Source organism: Leptolyngbya sp. 7M (assembly GCF_018128485.1).
Window position 1 is genome coordinate 995,033 of the sequence record NZ_CP070897.1, and the last position, 18,315, is coordinate 1,013,347.

14 protein-coding genes are annotated in these 18,315 nt (G+C 49.8%); 12 read left to right on the forward strand and 2 right to left on the reverse strand.

Annotated features, from left to right (window positions below; genetic code table 11):
* Positions 1 to 47: 47 nt before the first annotated feature.
* The 9 genes from JVX88_RS04760 to JVX88_RS04800 all read left to right on the forward strand — a co-directional run bounded on the left by JVX88_RS04760 (position 48) and on the right by JVX88_RS04800 (position 8,405).
* Positions 48 to 1,124 carry a quinone-dependent dihydroorotate dehydrogenase gene (locus tag JVX88_RS04760; RefSeq protein WP_211626187.1) on the forward strand — a complete coding sequence of 359 codons (1,077 nt, stop codon included), beginning with the start codon at positions 48 to 50 and terminating at the stop codon, positions 1,122 to 1,124.
* Positions 1,125 to 1,285: 161 nt separating this feature from the next.
* Entirely contained in the window at positions 1,286 to 1,747 is a 462-nt protein-coding gene (locus tag JVX88_RS04765) for a YceD family protein (RefSeq protein WP_211626188.1), read from the forward strand.
* 48 nt (positions 1,748 to 1,795) lie between these two features.
* On the forward strand, positions 1,796 to 1,981 hold the full coding sequence (gene rpmF / locus JVX88_RS04770; protein WP_211626189.1) for a 50S ribosomal protein L32: 186 nt from the start codon (positions 1,796 to 1,798) through the stop codon (positions 1,979 to 1,981).
* 40 nt (positions 1,982 to 2,021) lie between these two features.
* On the forward strand, positions 2,022 to 3,008 hold the full coding sequence (locus JVX88_RS04775) for a beta-ketoacyl-ACP synthase III (RefSeq protein WP_211626190.1): 987 nt from the start codon (positions 2,022 to 2,024) through the stop codon (positions 3,006 to 3,008).
* A 56-nt stretch (positions 3,009 to 3,064) separates the two neighbouring features.
* A complete protein-coding gene (gene fabD / locus JVX88_RS04780; protein ID WP_211626191.1) occupies positions 3,065 to 4,033 on the forward strand; it encodes an ACP S-malonyltransferase in 969 nt (322 codons plus the stop codon).
* Positions 4,034 to 4,051: 18 nt separating this feature from the next.
* A complete protein-coding gene (locus JVX88_RS04785; protein WP_211626192.1) occupies positions 4,052 to 4,288 on the forward strand; it encodes an acyl carrier protein in 237 nt (78 codons plus the stop codon).
* A gap of 76 nt (positions 4,289 to 4,364) precedes the next feature.
* Positions 4,365 to 5,612 carry a beta-ketoacyl-ACP synthase II gene (gene fabF, locus JVX88_RS04790; protein ID WP_410503774.1) on the forward strand — a complete coding sequence of 416 codons (1,248 nt, stop codon included), beginning with the start codon at positions 4,365 to 4,367 and terminating at the stop codon, positions 5,610 to 5,612.
* 92 nt (positions 5,613 to 5,704) lie between these two features.
* Entirely contained in the window at positions 5,705 to 6,481 is a 777-nt protein-coding gene (locus tag JVX88_RS04795; protein WP_211626193.1) for an electron transfer flavoprotein subunit beta/FixA family protein, read from the forward strand.
* Positions 6,482 to 6,653: 172 nt separating this feature from the next.
* Positions 6,654 to 8,405: an FG-GAP repeat domain-containing protein gene (locus JVX88_RS04800; RefSeq protein WP_211626194.1), complete on the forward strand. Its 1,752-nt coding sequence runs from the start codon at positions 6,654 to 6,656 to the stop codon at positions 8,403 to 8,405.
* A gap of 294 nt (positions 8,406 to 8,699) precedes the next feature.
* Here JVX88_RS04800 and JVX88_RS04805 read toward each other — a convergent pair whose 3' ends face one another.
* Positions 8,700 to 9,155, reverse strand: a complete 456-nt coding sequence (locus JVX88_RS04805; RefSeq protein ID WP_211626195.1) for an FG-GAP repeat domain-containing protein — start codon at positions 9,153 to 9,155, stop codon at positions 8,700 to 8,702.
* The gene (locus JVX88_RS04810; protein ID WP_211626196.1) at positions 9,152 to 11,899 is read right to left on the reverse strand and encodes a transglycosylase domain-containing protein; all 2,748 of its coding nucleotides are present in this window, start codon (positions 11,897 to 11,899) and stop codon (positions 9,152 to 9,154) included. The genes JVX88_RS04805 and JVX88_RS04810 overlap by 4 nt, the downstream gene beginning before the upstream one ends.
* Before the next feature lie 99 nt (positions 11,900 to 11,998).
* On the opposite strand from JVX88_RS04810, the gene JVX88_RS04815 reads away from it, so the two are divergent.
* The 3 genes from JVX88_RS04815 (at position 11,999) to JVX88_RS04825 (ending at position 18,294) form a co-directional block, all read left to right on the forward strand.
* Complete coding sequence (locus tag JVX88_RS04815) at positions 11,999 to 12,844, forward strand: NAD-dependent epimerase/dehydratase family protein (RefSeq protein ID WP_211626197.1); 846 nt, start codon at positions 11,999 to 12,001, stop codon at positions 12,842 to 12,844.
* A 247-nt stretch (positions 12,845 to 13,091) separates the two neighbouring features.
* Positions 13,092 to 17,435 carry a protein kinase domain-containing protein gene (locus tag JVX88_RS04820; protein WP_211626198.1) on the forward strand — a complete coding sequence of 1,448 codons (4,344 nt, stop codon included), beginning with the start codon at positions 13,092 to 13,094 and terminating at the stop codon, positions 17,433 to 17,435.
* 292 nt (positions 17,436 to 17,727) lie between these two features.
* A complete protein-coding gene (locus JVX88_RS04825; RefSeq protein WP_211626199.1) occupies positions 17,728 to 18,294 on the forward strand; it encodes a sigma-70 family RNA polymerase sigma factor in 567 nt (188 codons plus the stop codon).
* Positions 18,295 to 18,315: the final 21 nt, after the last annotated feature.

The following is an 18,315-nucleotide window of genomic DNA, read 5'->3' on the forward strand; positions in this document are numbered from 1 at the left end:
GAAGTTTTCGAATGCTGGGGAGATACACTAACATTAGCGCTTCGAATATGGCATTTTTTTGGGAAAAAGTCGTTCGCCCGGTGATGTTCGCTCTTGATGCTGAGCGGGCACACGATCTCGGGATCGCTGCACTTCGCACCGGTCTAACGGCACCATTTTCAAGAGCGGATTTAGAAGATCTATCTGACGGGCTCTCGATGGAATGCTTCGGGCTAAAATTCAAGAATCCGGTTGGGATCGCAGCCGGATTCGATAAGAACGGTGTCGTTGTCGATCAGCTTGCATCGCTTGGATTCGGTTTCGTAGAGGTAGGGACGGTCACAAATAAGCCTCAGAAGGGAAATCCACGCCCCAGATTGTTCAGGCTCCCCGAGGATAAAGCGCTTATAAATAGGCTAGGCTTTAATAATGACGGTGTTGATGCGGTTGTCGAAAGGCTCGGTAAGATCGAGCGGAGATGTATTGTCGGTGTCAACATTGGAAAGAATCGTGATGTGCCGAATGAGAATGCGGTAGAGGACTACGTTCGAGCATTTGGAGCAGTTCACCAGGTTGCTGATTACGTCGCGGTAAACATCTCTTCGCCGAACACGCCTGGATTGCGCGATCTTCAGTCTGCTGAAAATGTTTCAGAGCTCCTTCGGGCCCTTTCGGATAGAAGAGAGCAACTCGGCAGTAAACCATTGCTTGTGAAGATCGCTCCTGACCTCGACGAATCCTCTATTAAGGATATCGTGGATGTATGCTTGTCGCTTAGGATCGACGGGGTTATAGCAACGAACACAACGGTTTCAAGGGACGGGCTCAAAACACCCAAGGTTGGCCGATTTGGAGCGGGCGGGCTGAGCGGAAAGCCGCTTCTCAACCGCTCTGACCGAGTGATTTCGTCGATATACAAGAATTCAGGCGGAAAACTCCCAATTATCGGGGTCGGCGGCATCTTTACAGCGGCGGATGCGTTCGCGAAGATCGCAGCGGGAGCCTCGCTTGTTCAAGCCTATACCGGTTTTGTTTACGGCGGTCCCAGCTTTGCCGCGGATGTCTTATCGGGCCTTCGCAGATTGATCGCTAAACACGGATTTAGCTCGCTCAAAGATGCCGTCGGCTCCGTTCATCGAGCATGAATACGGACCCTCTTCTCGTATACAATGATGTTTGACACAGTCACCTGAGAGGCTATAATAAAAAATTTGCGTTTGGGCAACGATGCTGTCCATTTGCATTTTTTGAAATGATAGTCGAGCTAAACAGCCTTGCTGGTCGAAGAGGAAGGTTTCGGTTCGAAGTGGATCCGGTCATAGCAGAATTTGCTCAGATCGGGATCGTTCCTGAGAAACCGTTAGTGGCTGATATCGAGATCGTTGAGAAAGTAGATTCCATTTCGATCGCAGGAGTTCTTAATGGCTCTGTTCTGCTCGCCTGCACAAGGTGTTTAGGGCAGGCGCTCCACAATGTTGCAATTGATTTCTCTGCGGAGTATGTAACCGAGGAAAATTTTCCATCGGAAGCGGAGCTGGAAGTTACCGAAGAAGCGTTTGATCTCGGACTTTATGACGGCACTTCGATCGATCTGGCCGAAGTCGTGCGGGAGCAAATACTGCTCGACATTCCTGAACGAGTCCTATGCAGGGATGATTGCGGGGGCATTTGTCAGAAATGCGGCAGCGATCTTAACGTTGAAAGTTGTGGCTGCGAAGAGGTTCAGGCTGACCCTCGATGGTCAGCGTTAAAAGAACTGAAGAATTAGATATTTAGTATTTATCGGCGGGCTGCGTCGGTAATAAATGAGGTAAAGATGCCAAATCCAAAACGAAGACATTCAAAATCGCGCACGCGTCAGCGTCGCGCCCACGACGCACTGCCGATGCCGCAGTTCTATTTGGACAAAGAAACCGGAGAGGCGAAACGTCCGCACCGGATCGATCTTGAGACCGGCACCTACAAGGGCCGGCAAGTGATCGAGGTGAAAGACGCCGAATAGCCTTTTGAGTTTACACTCTCTTTAAGTTCTAATTCACCAAATGGCAGAAAAGAACGCTGGCATTCTAGGGATGGGACATTCTTACCCGGAAGGCATTTTGACAAATGCCGACCTGGAGAAGATCGTTGAAACGTCCGACGAATGGATCACAACCCGCACAGGCATAAAGCAACGCCACAAAGCAGCGGAAAACGAATATACTTCGCAGTTCGGTACTGCGGCCGCTAAACAAGCGCTCGAGCGGGCCGGTTTGAAGCCCGAAGACATCGATATCATTGTTTGCGCCACGACCACGCCCGATCAGATAATGCCTTCGACTGGGGCATTGATTCAGGCTCAGCTCGGAGCGACCAATGCCGCAGGGATGGATGTGTTCGCGGCGTGTTCAGGATTTCTTTACGGCCTCACGATGGTCGAATCAATGATCCGGACCGAGCAGATCAAATATGCTCTTGTTATCGGCGCTGAGGTACTTACAAAATACGTCGATTATACAGACAGGACCACCTGCGTGATTTTCGGGGATGGAGCAGGTGCCGCGGTCATCGGTCCTGTTAACTCAGGAAAAGGCATATTGGCCACAAAGATCCGCTCAGATGGTCGCTACGAAGAACAGCTTTACGCTCCAGGTGGCGGAACTAAGCTGGGAACAACACACGAAACCATAGATAATCGAATGCACTTTTTCAAGATGAAAGGCAATGAGCTTTTCAAGGTTGCCGTGCGCTCGATGGCAGACATCTCAGCGGAAATGCTGGAAAAAGCTGGTTTCTCTGTTGATGATGTGGATCTTGTTATCCCGCACCAAGCTAACCAGCGGATCACGGATGCAGTTGCCTCGCGTCTCGGCATTCCCGAAGAAAAGGTTTATTCGAACATTGCTTACCACGGCAATACCTCGTCTGCTTCCATACCGATCGCACTTGATGAATGTATCGAATCGGGAAAGATCACGGAAGGCAGCCTTGTCCTTCTGACGGCGTTCGGTGGCGGCGTTACATGGGGCGGAACGGTCATTAGATTTTAGAACTGTCATATGCGGTGTGTCGGTTTGTCCGATAGTATCGCATCCAATTTTGATCGATGTCGGAATTTGATTCGTCGGAGATCGGCGGGCCAATATCAACAATAGCCTACATTTTTCCCGGACAGGGAAGTCAGGCCGTCGGGATGGGAAAGGATCTATTTGATAATTTCCCCGCGGCCCGGCAGGTTTTTGAAGAGGCAGACGACGCTCTAGGTATTGCACTTTCGAGAATGTGTTTTTCCGGAACGGAAGAAGAACTTGCGTTGACCGAAAACACACAGCCGGCGATCTTAACGGCTTCCATAGCTGCCTATAGGGCAATGCGGTCGGAGGGTATTGCTGCACCAAGGTTCGTTGCCGGACACTCTTTGGGTGAGTATTCGGCACTGGTTGCAGCGGGCGTCATTGCACTCTCGGATGCGGTCAGGACCGTGCGGAAACGGGGCAAATATATGCAAGAAGCGGTGCCGGTCGGTGTCGGTGCAATGGCTGCTATCCTTGGTGCGGATCTGGAAACGATAGAGCAAGCTTGTAGCGAAGCCGCGCAAGGCGAGGTATGCAGCCCCGCTAATATAAATTCGCCATCGCAGATCGTTATAGCTGGAAATTTGGATGCAGTTGATCGCGCATGTGAACTTCTGAAAGGACGCGGTGCCAAACGTGCGATCCGCTTGAATGTGTCCGCCCCGTTTCACTGTGAGCTGATGATGCCTGCACAGGAAAACTTAGCAAATGATCTTTCGAATCTGGAATATGCGGAACCAAGCGCACCTATAGTTCACAACGTCGATGCAGCCATCAATAGTGGTGCCTCGAAGGTTTGCGATGCTCTCACGCGGCAGGTATCATCTCCTGTTAAGTGGCTTCAATCTGTTCAGACACTTGTTGCTGCGGGTGTCGATACATTTATCGAGGTCGGGCCCGGAAAGGTGCTTTCGGGCTTGGTTAAACAAATAGATCGCGACGTTCGCGTTTTGAATGTTGCTGACACGGAAAGCTTGAGCAATACAAAAGTAACTTTATAAAGAACAAAAGGAGAATATATGTCAGACGTTCAGGATAAGATCAAACAGATCATCGTAGATGAATTAGGTGTTGATGAGGCAGAGGTCACGGAAAACGCCCGCTTTATTGAAGACCTTGGAGCGGATTCGCTTGACCTAGTCGAACTAGTAATGCGTTTTGAAGAGGAGTTTGATATTGAGATCCCTGATGAGGATGCGGAAAAGATCCAGTCGGTCCGCGATGCTTACGCTTACGTAGAGCAGCACAAAGGATAGTTATAAAGGACAACGGACGATGGGTAGTGGGGCATAGGGCTTCATTATCCATCGTCGATTTTCCATTATCCGATCAATTATGAAACGTCGAGTTGTAGTAACCGGAGTAGGGCTGGTAACGCCTATCGGGAATGATGTGCCCACAACGTGGAACGGCCTGATGACCGGTGCCAATGGCGCGGACTACATTAAGAAGTTCGACCCGGACAAATTTTCGGTAAAGTTTGCCTGTGAAGTAAAAGACTTCGATCCGCTAAACTTTCTTGACAAGAAAGAAGCTCGCCGCATGGGAGCCTTTACCCATTTCGCTCTTGCGGCCTCAGATGAGGCGATCAAGAACAGCGGACTTGCAATAGACGAATCGAACGCCGAGATGGTCGGAACATACATCAGTTCCGGCATCGGTGATTTCTGGGCGATCGAACGCGAACACGAAAAACTCTTGAATTCAGGTCCGGATCGTGTTTCGCCATTCTTTATAGTTTCAGCCATCGTAAATCTTGCAGCCGGAAACGTATCCATCCGCCACGGGGCAAAGGGCCCAAACTCGGCTACTGCAACAGCCTGTTCTGCAGGTGCACACGCGATCGGCGATAGTTTTCGCCTTATTGAACGCGGTGACGCGGATGCGATGATATGCGGCGGAGCGGAAAGCGCGATAACGCCAATGTCTGTCGCCGGATTTGCCTCAATGCGTGCGCTCTCGACTCGCAATGATGATCCCCAAAAGGCATCGCGCCCATTTGATGCTGAGCGCGATGGATTCGTCATCGGCGAAGGTGCGGGCATTATGATCCTCGAGGAGCTGGAATTTGCGAAGGCACGGGGTGCAAATATCCTGGCGGAGATCGTTGGTTATGGGATGAGCGGCGATGCTTTTCACGTAACCATGCCGGATGAGAGCGGCTCAGGAGCTATTCGCGTGATGCAGCGAGCCATCAAAGATGCTGATGTTTCACCAGAACGAATCGGCTACGTAAATGCGCACGGGACCTCAACGCCGTACAACGACAAATTTGAATCACTCGCGATAAAGCAGGTCTTTGGTGATCACGCGAAGAACGGCTTGGCAGTAAGTTCGACAAAATCAATGACCGGTCACGCACTTGGAGCTGCCGGCGGAATAGAGGCAGTTTTCTCGGTTCTTGCGATCAAAGAAGGTAAATTGCCGCCGACGATCAATTATGAACACCCCGATCCGGATTGCGATCTGGATTACGTGCCGAACGTGGCTCGTGAAGCTGACATCGAGTACGCCCTGTCGAACAGTTTCGGTTTTGGGGGCACTAATGCAAGTTTGATATTTAAGCGATACTCTGAGTAGCTCAGGCTAATGCCGGTTTAGTTCTGCCTTGCGGGTGAAAGTCTTCGCATTTATGGGCAATGAGCTGCAATTTGAGGAACAAGACACTTGTTATGAAAATTATCGTTCTAATGAAGCAGGTCGCTAACAAGGACGCGGTCCTTCGCATCGGTCCAGATGAGAAATGGATAAACGAGACCGACATCGCGATGCAGACCAACGAATCTGACGGTTACGCTCTTGAAGAGGCACTCCGTTTGAAGGAAGCAAAGGGCGAAGGTGAGGTAGTGGTCTGTTCACTTGGGCCGCAGTCGGCAAAGACTGTAATAAAGGATGCGCTAGCTCGCGGAGCCGATCGGGCTATTCACGTGGTAGCAGAGAATTCGAACAAGCTTTCACCTTACCAGATCGCAAAGGCCATCGCCGATGCGATCCGTGATGAAAAGCCGGACCTTATTTTTACAGGTCTCCAGTCAGACGATACAAGTTACGGACAGACGGGCGTGTTGCTCGCTGAATTGCTCGGGATACCTCACGGGACGATCGTTATAGAGGTCGATCGCGGAAGTCTCGGAGATAGCCTTCGGATCAAGCGTGAGTTAGAAAGCGGTTGGTATCAATGGTTTACGTATAAGCTCCCGGCACTATTCACGATCCAATCCGGCATTTCTCAGATACGTTATGCTTCGCTAAAAGGCATAATGGCCGCGAAGAAAAAGGAGATACGTGACGTTGATGCATCGATAGAAGCCTTTGCCGGTGCCCAGAATATTCAAAAGGTATATATGCCGCTTAAAACAAAACAGACCCAAATTCTTGGCAACGGCGACGCAAAGGCCGGTGCTGTTGAATTAGTCGAAAAGCTTAGGAACGAGGCTCGTGTGATCTAAAGCGATTGATTACTCCGGAATCGGTCATGGCGTGCAGCAAATTGGGCTGCACGCCATTTTTGCTTTTTCCTTTACTTTAGTTTACGATTTTCGCCATTCCTACCGGATCTATGATTTGTTCTGATTTCCGACGTCGGAATTTGTATGAATTTCTCTGAAAAAAGGAGGGTATATGAAGTTTTCTCGATTGCGCTTTGTGGCGATAAGCTTTTTTGTGATTGTTTTGATTACCGAAAGCGTTAGCTCACAAGTTATCTACAATAACGGCAACTTACTTAGCGGTGCCACATCGAAGAGCGGTGTGGCTGCTCCGGTTGGAACTCAATGGAGTGAGGCACAAAATGACTTTGGCGTTACTAATTACGCTAACACTCTGGCAGGGGTTTCATGTTCGGTAACGGCCACCGTATTTCGATGTGCTGATGATTTCAATGTTCCTGTAGGACAAACCTGGACCATCAATCAGGTTGTTACGTACGCGTATCAAACCGGTTTTGCCGGCTCTACGAGCCCGATCTCTGCAGCAACGCTTCAGATATGGCAGGGAAGACCTGGAGATCTGGGCAGCACAGTAGTGTTTGGTGATACGACAACTAACAGACTGGCCAGCTCGACGAATGCTAACGGTTTCAGGATCTTTAATTCGATCGTCGGTGCAGGGGCCAATCCGCCGACCGCGCCTGCGACTAACAGGATCATTTGGCAGAATAACATCAATGTTAATCCACCGGCGGTTTTGACAGCGGGACATTATTGGATATCTTGGAATACTCAGATCGGTACGACAACAGCTCATTTTGCTCCTCCGATGACCGTAGTCGGAACGCGAAATACCCCATTCAATAACGCACGTCAATTTACCGGAACAGCTTGGCAGGACGTTGTTGATGCCGGACAAACACCAACCGGGAACCCAACACCTCTTCCAATGCCGCAGGAGTTTCCGTTTCAATTGATCGGGTCAATCACTGGTGCTCCATTAGCTCCGCGTTCGAGAACACTCGATCTTAACGGGGACAATCGTACGGACTATGTAGTAGTACGCGCCGCCTCAGCGTCCGGACAAAGTACATGGTGGACACAGCTTAATGGAGGTGGCGTCTCTGTAATTGAATGGGGACTCGGTGCAGGTATTCCGGCTGGCGATGTGCCTACGCCTGCAGATTTTGATGGCGATGGAAAGACCGATATTGCGGTGTGGAGATCGGGACCGCCGACCCAGGCCGCATTCTTCATTTTGAATAGCTCGAATGGTACGGTTCGTGTTGAATATTTTGGTCAAACGGGTGACGACCCGACCATTGTCGGTGATTATGACGGTGACGGAAAGGCAGATCCAGCAGTTTACCGTAATGGTACCGGAGGCGGACAAAGCACTTTCTTCTACAGAGGTTCGCTCGGCAATCCGGGTGGTAATACGACCTATGCGCCGTGGGGAATTGATGGAGATGTGGCCGTTCCGGGAGATTTTGACGGAGACGGCAGGTTCGATCTGCACGTTGCAAGGAACGTGGGCGGCCAAATGCTTCATTGGCAATTGCTTAGCACCGCCGGGCAGCGTGTACTTCAGTATGGTTTGAACACAGATAAGTTTATCACCGGTGATTTTGATGCCGATGGTAGGACGGATGTGGCTGCTGTAAGGGTGAATGGTGCGAACTTTGATTGGTATTTCCTAAGAAGTTCGGACTTTCGTATCGTTGTTGAGAAATTTGGTTTGTCGGCCACGGATTACCTGGTTCCGGGCGATTATGATGGAGATGGGAAGACCGACATGGCAGTTTGGCGTAGCGGTCAGGCAGCGGATAACACAAACTTCATTGTCCGCAATACCTTTGCGTCGCCGGTTCAGGTTGAGTGGGGACAGTCTGCGGGAACTTTGACACCTCCAGATTATCCCGTCGCGAATTTCTCCGTTAAGTAATAGAAAAACTTGAAATAGTTAAGGCTGCCCTTGAACATCGTGTTCAAGGGCAGCTTCTGTTTGCTTGTTCCTACGGATTTGTTATCCGATAGGCAGAGGTCGCAGGTTGATCTGTCGAGCTTCCCCAGTTGTAAATGTTGAATGAATCATAAGCTCCGTTATTGCTGTTGGATATGAACCACTCACCGCTTGAGGGGCGGAAAACCGCAAAATCTGTGCGCCTATCTCCGTCGTAGTCTGCGGGTTGCGGAATATCCCCGGGAAGCCCAAATTTATAGGTTGAGGTTACTGTTCCTATAGCATTCGCAGCATTGCTTTGGATCGTGTACCAGTAACCGTCGGAAGGTCGAAAGACGGTAATATCTGTTTTACATTTCCATCGTAATCGCCGGGAACGATCCTGTCTCCGGCGGTTCCCCAGAATGTGAAAAGGGGAAATCCGAAATTGAAGTTAGAGCCCTGCAGAAGCCAGAGATACCTCGGAGCAAATTCATCCGTTCTGACCACGACATAGTCGGACCGAAGATCGCCGTCAAAGTCACCTACCACCGGAGTATCACCGTTCCTTCCCCACTTAAAGTACGATACGGTCCAGTTAGACGACTGCAGCACGTGCCAAATACCGTTACTCGGCCTCCAAATGGCGATATCGGTTTTGCCGTCACCGTCGTAATCACCCGGCACCGGTATGTCTCCTGCAAGTCCCCAAGGAATGTAAGCGACGTCGGACCCCGGGTTGACCTGATTCAAGCCATAAAACCAGGTGTTCGCGGACGGACGATAGGTGCTGACGTCAGTTTGACCATACCTGTGTAATCACCGGCAGTGATAATGTCGTTACTCAGTCCGAATAACAGGCTGTTGGTGCCGCCTGCAGAATTCAGAATATTCCATGTGCCGGTTGAAGAACGGAAGTATGTAGGGTCCGCCTTGCCGTCATTCGTGCGGTCATAACCTGGCTGTCGGCAACCGGTGCGATATGAAACGGTAAACGTATAGTTCGTGCACAGCACATTGGTCGGAGTTTCGAGAATGTCGTGCACAACAACCGTGAAATTCTGTCCTGCAGTACTGGGAAAGAGTATCGGGCATTCCCAAGGCGAGGGCGTAGGTTGTGCAGCGACGGTGGCATTTTCAGCTCCATCCAGCTCTCTTATCAGTGATCCATTCCTTATATCGATCTCCGCCTTTCTTATCGTTGCCGGCATTTGCCAATCACCGTTCCATTCCGGGTGCAGGTCAAGTGCGGCTTTCATAAAGTCAGCCCAAATGGGCATTGCAGAATCGCTTCCCTTCATTCCTAGATCGGCGTTATCGTCGAAACCAACGTAAACTACGCAAACAAGCTCCGGCGTGAAACCAGCAAACCAACCATCCCGTGATGTGCCTGTCTTCCCGGCATAGGCTCGCTTGCCTGCCTCATTGCGAAAACCCCACCCTTGAACCTGCGCCGCTGTGCCTCGATTAACGATGTCCTTCATTATGTCGTTAAGAATGTAGGCAACATCGGATCTTACGACCTGTTTACGGTCGGGTTGCGGTTCGATCTTCGTCGTACCATCGCCGGCTGTGACCCGCGTTATAGGCATCGGAAGAACCCTTTCTCCGAGATTTGCGAACATAGTGTAACCAGTGGCTACGTTCAAAGGGGTTGCTTCCGCCGTACCGAGTGCCATTGAAGGATATGCTCTTTCAACCTTTGGTAACCCAGCCTTATGTGCAAGATTCATCACCCTTCCGATATTCACCTGCATTCCGACATCTACTGCAATGGTATTCTTGCTTTTTACTAGGGCATCACGGAGCGTGGTTTCCTTATTCGTGAACGTGTCTCCGTAATTGTTAGGGGCATATGTGTCGCGGCCGGAAGTGAAGATCTTTTTTTCATCCTTGATCACAGTTGCTGCCGTAAAAACACGCGAAGAAGTATCGTATGCCGAGTTGATGGCCGCAGTGTAAACAAACGGTTTGAATACAGAGCCGGGTTGTCGCATCGCGCTTGTCGCACGATTGAACTGTGTTTCCAGGTAGTCACGGCCGCCAACCATGGCAACTATCTCGCCGGTCTTTGGACGCATTGCGACAAGTGCGGCATTCAGGTTTCCCGGCGGCTGTTTCGGGAAGAACTTGTCCAGCCGTTCTAGCCGTTTTACTACGGTCTCATAAGCGATGCGCTGCAGGTCCGGATCGATCGAGGTGTAAACACGAAGATGTTGGAGAGCTTCCGGATCGCTAACGATGCTTGGCAGCGTATCTACTACATACTGTGAAAAATAGGGCATTCCCTGTAGATCTTGTTTGCTTGATATCTGCTTCAGTTCGAGCTTGGTATTTCTTGCTGACTCGAACTCGGCAGCCGTTATCTCACCAACCTCCAGCATCGACATAAGAACCTGGTTTCGCCTTTCAGTAACTTTTTCCGGATTCTTATATGGACCGTATCTGTTTGGGCTGCGAACGATCCCTGCGATGAATGCCGATTCGGCCAGAGTTAATTGTGAAACATCTTTGCCAAAATAAATGTTCGCGGCTTCGCCAACACCATAGATAGAAACACCAGCCTGCTGGCCGAGATATATTTGATTGACGTAAAGCGTAAAGATCTCCTGTTTGCTTAGCCGGGTTTCCAGGATGATCGACATATACGCTTCGGTTATTTTTCTTTCCCACGTAGGGTCGCGCGTCAGAAGCAGGTTCTTTACCAATTGCTGCGTTATCGAAGACCCGCCTTGATTAGCAAGAGCCGCATTATCCTCACCTTCGTATCGGCTCCAGAGAGCGCGTGCGATACCGCGTATGTTCACGCCATAATGCTCGAAGAACGCGCGGTCTTCCGTAACAATGATCGCCTTGACGAGATGTTGCGGAAGGTCCGCAAAGGCGACGGTCTTTCGACGGCCGTCACCCTCGCGTGCGATGGTGCTTAGGATCCGCGGTTCTAGTTGCACACGGTCCACCTCCTTTCCGACACGCTGATCGGCTATCGACGCGATGGATTTTCCATCCTTTGCAAACTTTACGAGAACAGGCGGAAAAACATTCTCGCCATCAATGGTGCCGGTGATCCCGGGCTCGATGCTAATGCCGTTCTCCGAAATCGAATAACGACTTCGTGTATGATCGGCCTTCACATTCTTATCGATATAACCGGCCGCGCGTAGATAATCCAGCAAGGTTTGCTGCGTGATCGCTTCACCTTTTCTAAGTGTTTTCGGAGCTGAATATATCCCGGCAGACGCCGTAAAAACATCGCCGCTCAGCAAACGACGATCGATCCTGTCAGAGAATTCAAACCAGTAATAGCCGAGAGTAAGGAATGATCCAAGAAGAATTAGCAAAAACGCGGTTAGCGTCCAATAATTGAAGATCTTTCCGAGAACGCGTTTCCAAAGCGGTTTCGGCGGCTCCTTAAATGTGTATATACGCCGAGCGCGAACCCAGCCTTTCGGCGGCATCTTTGAGCGCGTGGTGCGAACTGTTAGGTTCTCGGGCATTTTAAAACTATGAAGGAATTAAGACAGGTTTCGGATAAATGCGGTTGCCCTGTAAAATTCTAATTGTTTTCGGCGGCATATGTCCAACAATTTATCGGTATGAAAACAATAGTTACGGGCGGCAGCGGTTATCTTGGGACGCATCTTCGCACATTTTTTCATGCGGATGATCTATCACGCCGTTCCGGGCGAGACATTCTTAATACACAGGATGCCCAAATTGTTAGTGAATATGACGTTGTTATCCATTTAGCGGCTTATCTCGATAAATCGCCGGAAGCGTCCGAGCAGGTCTTTTTGACCAATGTAGAAGGAACGATAAATCTTCTTCGCAATATAAAAAAGGATGCGGTATTTATTTTTGCCTCTACCAAGGACGTTTACGGACGCTTTGCAGATAACTATGCCGAAGTTCCCGAGACCTGCCCGACTGTTTATTCCGGCCAATCGGGATTGGAATGGTCAAAATTGATCGCCGAACGTTACGTTGAATATTATGCTCATCAGAATGGCTTCCGATCATGTATCTTCCGGCTGTCTACGGTATATGCGCCGAAAAGCGAAGGGAATATGCCAAATTTCGTAGGCCACTATGCCGATGCGATCAATTTCGGTGAGTGTCTCGCTCTACCTGGGCGAGGAACTCCTCGTCGAGATCTACTCCACGTCAATGACCTTGCCGTTGCGTGTCAGGCATTTATCGGCTCAGTCATCCGCCATGGACTTTACAACATCGGCGGTGGGTCACAAAATGCCGTTTCTCTGCGAGAATTGGTCAGATTAATGGAAGAGGTTTCCGGTCTCCAGGCGGTTCTGGATGAAGAAACTGAGATCCCGGTCCCGACCCCGCTGAATTACGTCTCCGATCTGACACTTGTCACGCAGGAACTTGGTTGGAGACCAAATATTCCAATAATAAAAGGGCTAAACGATCTATGGGGTTAAACAGAATATAAAATTGACACGAAAGACCCATGAATTTAGGTCACGAAATCCGGAATCAATCTGCTGAGTATTCCATCGTCAAGTGCGAGCAGTGGCGGATCATGGCCGGCGTTTATATAACTAACCTTACCGGTTACAAGATCTAGCTAACCGATAGAGAGGGTTATGTGGACCGGTTCGGGAAATCTCTGTGAAGTCTATTTATATCACTACTTCAACCAGTGTAGTTTCGTTATAATCTTACCCGATGTCTCCGGAGCGATGGCGAAAACTTGAATCTATCTTCGACAAAGCAATAGAGATGCCGGTCGGGGAGAGAAAAGCTTTTCTTGATTCCGAATGCGGAGATGATGACGAAATAAAAGAAAAAGTAGAAGAACTTTTGCGTGCTGAGGCATCTGTCGAGAACTTCATCGAGTCGCCCGTCTGGACGGATAGTGGAGTTATCAGTACGCGAACAAGACGCGATCTTTCGCGCTCTGTGGACAACGGTTTCGAGAATCTCGAGCGAGATCTTCTTATCGGCACAAAGATCGGTCGATTTGAATTGAAGCAGGAGTTGGGTCGTGGCGGAATGGGAGCCGTGTACCTAGCCGAAAGGGTTGATGGCGAATTCCGCCAGCGCGTAGCGATAAAGCTGATAAAACGCGGAATGGATTCTGATTTCGTTATCCGTCGATTTCGGCACGAAAGGCAAATCCTCGCATCATTTGAACACCCGTATATCGCTCGATTGATCGATGGCGGAACACGTGAAGACGGAACTCCTTATTTCATAATGGAGTTCATCGAGGGGGAAACTCTTTACAATTTTGCAGATAAAGTCTGTTTAGGCATTGAAGAAAGGCTTCAACTATTTGCCCGCATTTGTTCCGCCATCGAATATGCCCACCAGCGAAAGATAGTCCATCGCGATATTAAGCCAAGCAATATTCTTGTAAATAAAGACGGTGATCCAAAGTTGCTTGATTTCGGTATCGCAAAAGTTCTTGACCCTAACCTGGTACATGAATCTGTTAATCCGACCGCATCGATGTTGCGGTTGATGACGCCGGATTATGCGAGCCCAGAACAAGTCAAAGGCGAATCGGTAACGCAAGCATCTGATATTTATTCTCTTGGCATACTTCTCTACGAGCTGATATCCGGCCATCGACCTTATGATCTTTCCGGTAAGGCCCTGCATGAGATCACGTATGCGATCTGCGAAGAAGAACCGCTTCCGCCAAGCCGAGCCATTGGGCTAGCGGCACACCTTCAAGCTAGATATGCCGGTATAGGTAATTCCTTTGCCTCTGTTCGCTCGTCTGATGCGGCTTCGCTCGTCGAGGCGATATCGGGAAACCTCGACAACATCGTCATGAAGGCGATCGCTAAGAATCCGGGGCAGCGATACGGTAGTGTAGGGGCCCTTCTTGATGATGTTGCAAAACATCTAGCTGGAAGACCGGTATCAGCCGATCGTTTTGATCTGAGAACCACGCGAAGCCGGCTTTTCTCTGCCCGTGATGATGGCGATGGACGTTCGCTGGCTGTGCTTCCATTTAGCTTTGTGAATCTTGCCGCCGATGAGGACACGGCTGACAAGTTTCTGGGTATCGGCATTGCCGATGCGGTAACTATGCGTCTCAGCAAGATCCGGCGGCTTATCGTAAGGCCTACAAGCTCCGTTCTGCCTTTTGCTGATAGTGCAGTTGATCCGCAGAGAGCCGGGGAAGAACTCGGCGTTGAATTTATTCTCACAGGCAACATAAAAAAGGCATCTGACCGTTTGCGCGTAACTGTGCAACTTCTGAATGTTAAGGAGAACGCTGCGGTTTGGGCAACCTCCATCGACGAAGGCCTTGCCGATGTGCTCTCGCTTGAAGACACTCTATCTACGCGTGTTGCTGAAGCGTTGCTGCCGCAACTAACCGGTCGCGAGTTGGCCGATCTTGCGAAACGCGGAACCGACATCCCAGAGGCATATGAACACTATATTCGCGGAAAATTTCATTTCAATAGTTTTACAGAAGACGGATTCGCCAAGGCATTCGTCTGCTTTCACTCTGCAATAACAGCGGACCCCGAATACGCTCTCGCTTATATCGGACTTGCGGACTACTATTCCTGGCTGGGCATCATGGGTATTCTCCCGCCGCAGGAGTGTTTCCAGCCTGCGATCAAGGCGGCATCCACGGCGGTGCAGCTTGATGATGAGTTATCAGAGGCCCATGCTACGCTCGGCTTTGCCCTTCATGCCGGAAACTATGATAGCGTCGAATCGGTTAGGCACCTTCGGCGTGCGTTGATCCTCAATCCGTCAAATGCGAAAGCATCCGTATGGTACTCGATAGTCCTTTTCACGCTTGGGAGGTTTGAAGAAGGTCTGCAATTCGCCCGTGAAGGTCTCGAACTGGATCCTTTAACACCGTTCAATCATCACAATCTTGCATGGGGTCTTTATTACGCTCGGCGTTTTCAGGAATCAGCAGACGAATACCGCCGCGTCATTGCAAATTTTCCTGAATATCCTTTTGGTTACTTCGGTTTAAGCAAGGTTCTCCGAGTGAGCGGTCACACCGAAGAAGCTTTACAGATAAGCCGAAAAGCCAGAGATGTAATGGGTGACAGCATTCTTGCCCAATTTGGCTATGCGGAGTCGCTTGCCGCGAATGCGGAAATAACCAAAGCAGAAGCTGAGCTGAAACGTATCGTATCGCTCGAGAATGACCGCTATATTTCGGCATATTATATAGCACTTGTTCGATGCCATTTGGCAGCTAAAGATACCGACCGTTCTTCTGAACACGTTGAGGCCGCATTTTCAGCCCTGAAGACCTCATATCTAATGAATGATGCCTGGCTGAACTGGCTCTCGGTGGAACCGGTATTTGATATTCTCAGAGATGATGACCGATATCGTCAGTTAGTTGATGATCTAGGATATTCTGATCCGGACCTTGCCAAGCTTGGAACACGCATCGCGAATGATACGGCTTTTGGTCCGGTAACAAGCATCCACGACCGTCCGACGATCCTGGTTGCCGAGGGCCAGAATACTGACGCTCCCAATTTTGAAGGTGAGAAAAACTTAGTTGGCATTCGGCGAAGGTGGCTGGCGGTGGCAGTTGCCTCAGTATTTCTTTTAGGTATTTTAACTTTACTTTACTACCGTCCATGGATGGAGGAAACGACAGGCAGGAGCGTAACCCAGCCGATCGGATACCAACGGCCCTCTCTGATAATCGCTCCTTTTCGCTCAACGCAAAGTCCCGGACTTGGCATAGGCTTGGCTGATGCATTATCCCAGCGTCTGGGCGTGGTAAATGAACTTGAGGTCATATCCTCAAACACGTCGCGTGCGATCGCAAAAGGCGACTTAATGAGCGAGGCAAAGGCGATCGGCGTTAGCTTCGTTGTTAATGGAACATTAGGGAATGCGAACAGCGATCTGTTCCTTGATGCAGAATTGATAGATATATTCGGTGGCAGAAAGATATGGAGTGAAAGATTCTTTGCAAATGGAGGCGGACACCATTCGCTACAAAAACAAGTCTCACTAAAGATCCTTGAAACAGTAGGTATCCAGCCTCAGCCGCTCGAATTAAGACAGATCGAGAAATCACAAACGGACAACGCTGCTGCATATCAAGAATTCCTTATTGGGCGTTCACAGATGGCGATGCGGACTAGCTCGGGACTTAGAGATGCGATAATCAGTTTTTCGAATGCCGTAAGCTCCGATCCTGAGTTCGCACTTGCCTATGTTGGGCTTTCAGATGCCTATTCACTCTTAAATCTTTACGACACGTCACCCCCTCCCAATGCCTATGATCGAGCCCGGGAATATGTCTCTAAAGCGCTGAAGATCGACGATGAGCTCGCGGAAGCCCATGCTTCTCTTGCCTATATAAAGTTTTTTGACGAGCGTGATCGAGCGGCGGCGGAACTAGAGTTTAGGCGTGCGATCCAGATGAACCCGTCCTATGCCCAAGCCCACCATTGGTTTGCACTTACTCTCGGCGCGATGAGAAAACCAATGGACGCAATAGGTGAAATTCGTATGGCCGAAAAGCTAGACCCGCGTTCACTCTCGGTAAGAACGGCGGCGGCGATGGTGCTATTCTTTGATGAAAAATATCAGGACGCGATGGATCAGGTCGAGCGGGTGCTTGCGGATGATCCCGCGTTCGTTCCAGCTCTAAAAGTTAAGCGATGGATACTTTCAGCTACCGGAAAACACAGAGAAGCCGCAACGGTTTTAGAGGATGAACTGGAAAATGCAGGTGGCTCAAAAGAAGATCCAAGCTGGCATATAATTTATGCACAGGTAGCAGATCCTGTAACAGAAAAAGATCTGACATTATCAATGCTTGAGCGTGCGGTGTTATCTCCGTCCGTAAGCAGCAATGATCGGGCTTTTGCCTTTGAGACCGCGCTTGCGTTCAACCATCTTGGGATGACACAGAAGGCTCTTGAATTTCTTGAACGGGCCGAGAAAGCCGGTTCGCATAGCTTTAACTTGATGGACGCTGATCCGCGATTTAAGAATCTGCGCTCAGAACCGCGATATCAACGCCTTCTCGAAAAACTGGGGGTGGTAAAATAGCCTTGCTAGTTTGACGCGTTCTGCCATAAGGTAATCACTGCCTCCGACGCCGAATCGCTTTGATTCCTAAGAACTATCTTCCACCTTCCCGGCTTGATATTATTTTCAACGAAGATCGACCTAAACCACCCGATTGACTGTGGTGATCCGTCTCTGATCGGTAAAGCGCCTGGTTGGAAACCGGGGATTGTAAAGTCGTTCTTGGTGGAGATGTCAGGATTTAGAAGCAACTACAGAAATCGATACTTCGCTTTGAATAGATACTTCACTTCCCTATAATTAGGCGTCACCTATGGCTAAAGAAGGCGAGATCACTCAGATGCTGCTTGAACTGACGGACGGCAATCGCGACGTTGTCGATCAGATCCTGCCTCACATTTATGACGAGCTTCGACGGTTGGCAGGCACATATCTTCGACGTGAACGCAGCGACCATACGCTTCAGCCAACAGCACTTGTGCATGAAGCCTATATGAAGCTTATCGATCAAAACCGTGTTAAATGGCAGAATCGAGCGCACTTCTTCGGCATTGCTGCTCAGGTTATGAGGCGGATCCTTATGGATCACGCACGCAAACATACCGCCGAGAAGCGTGGCGGCGATGCAGAGTTGCTACCGATAGAGGATGAGATACTCGTCGTTTCACACGACCGATCATCCGACCTAGTTGCTCTTGACGACGCGCTTCTCGAACTTGCGAAAATGGATCCTGACAAGGCAAAGATCGTTGAACTCCGCTATTTCGGCGGACTATCAATAGAGGAGACGGCGGAGGTAATGGGCGTTAGCGTTCCAACAATAAACCGTCACTGGAAATTGGCAAAGACTTGGCTTTACACCGAACTTACTCGCAATTAGTGTTTTCGAGCGTTTAATTAT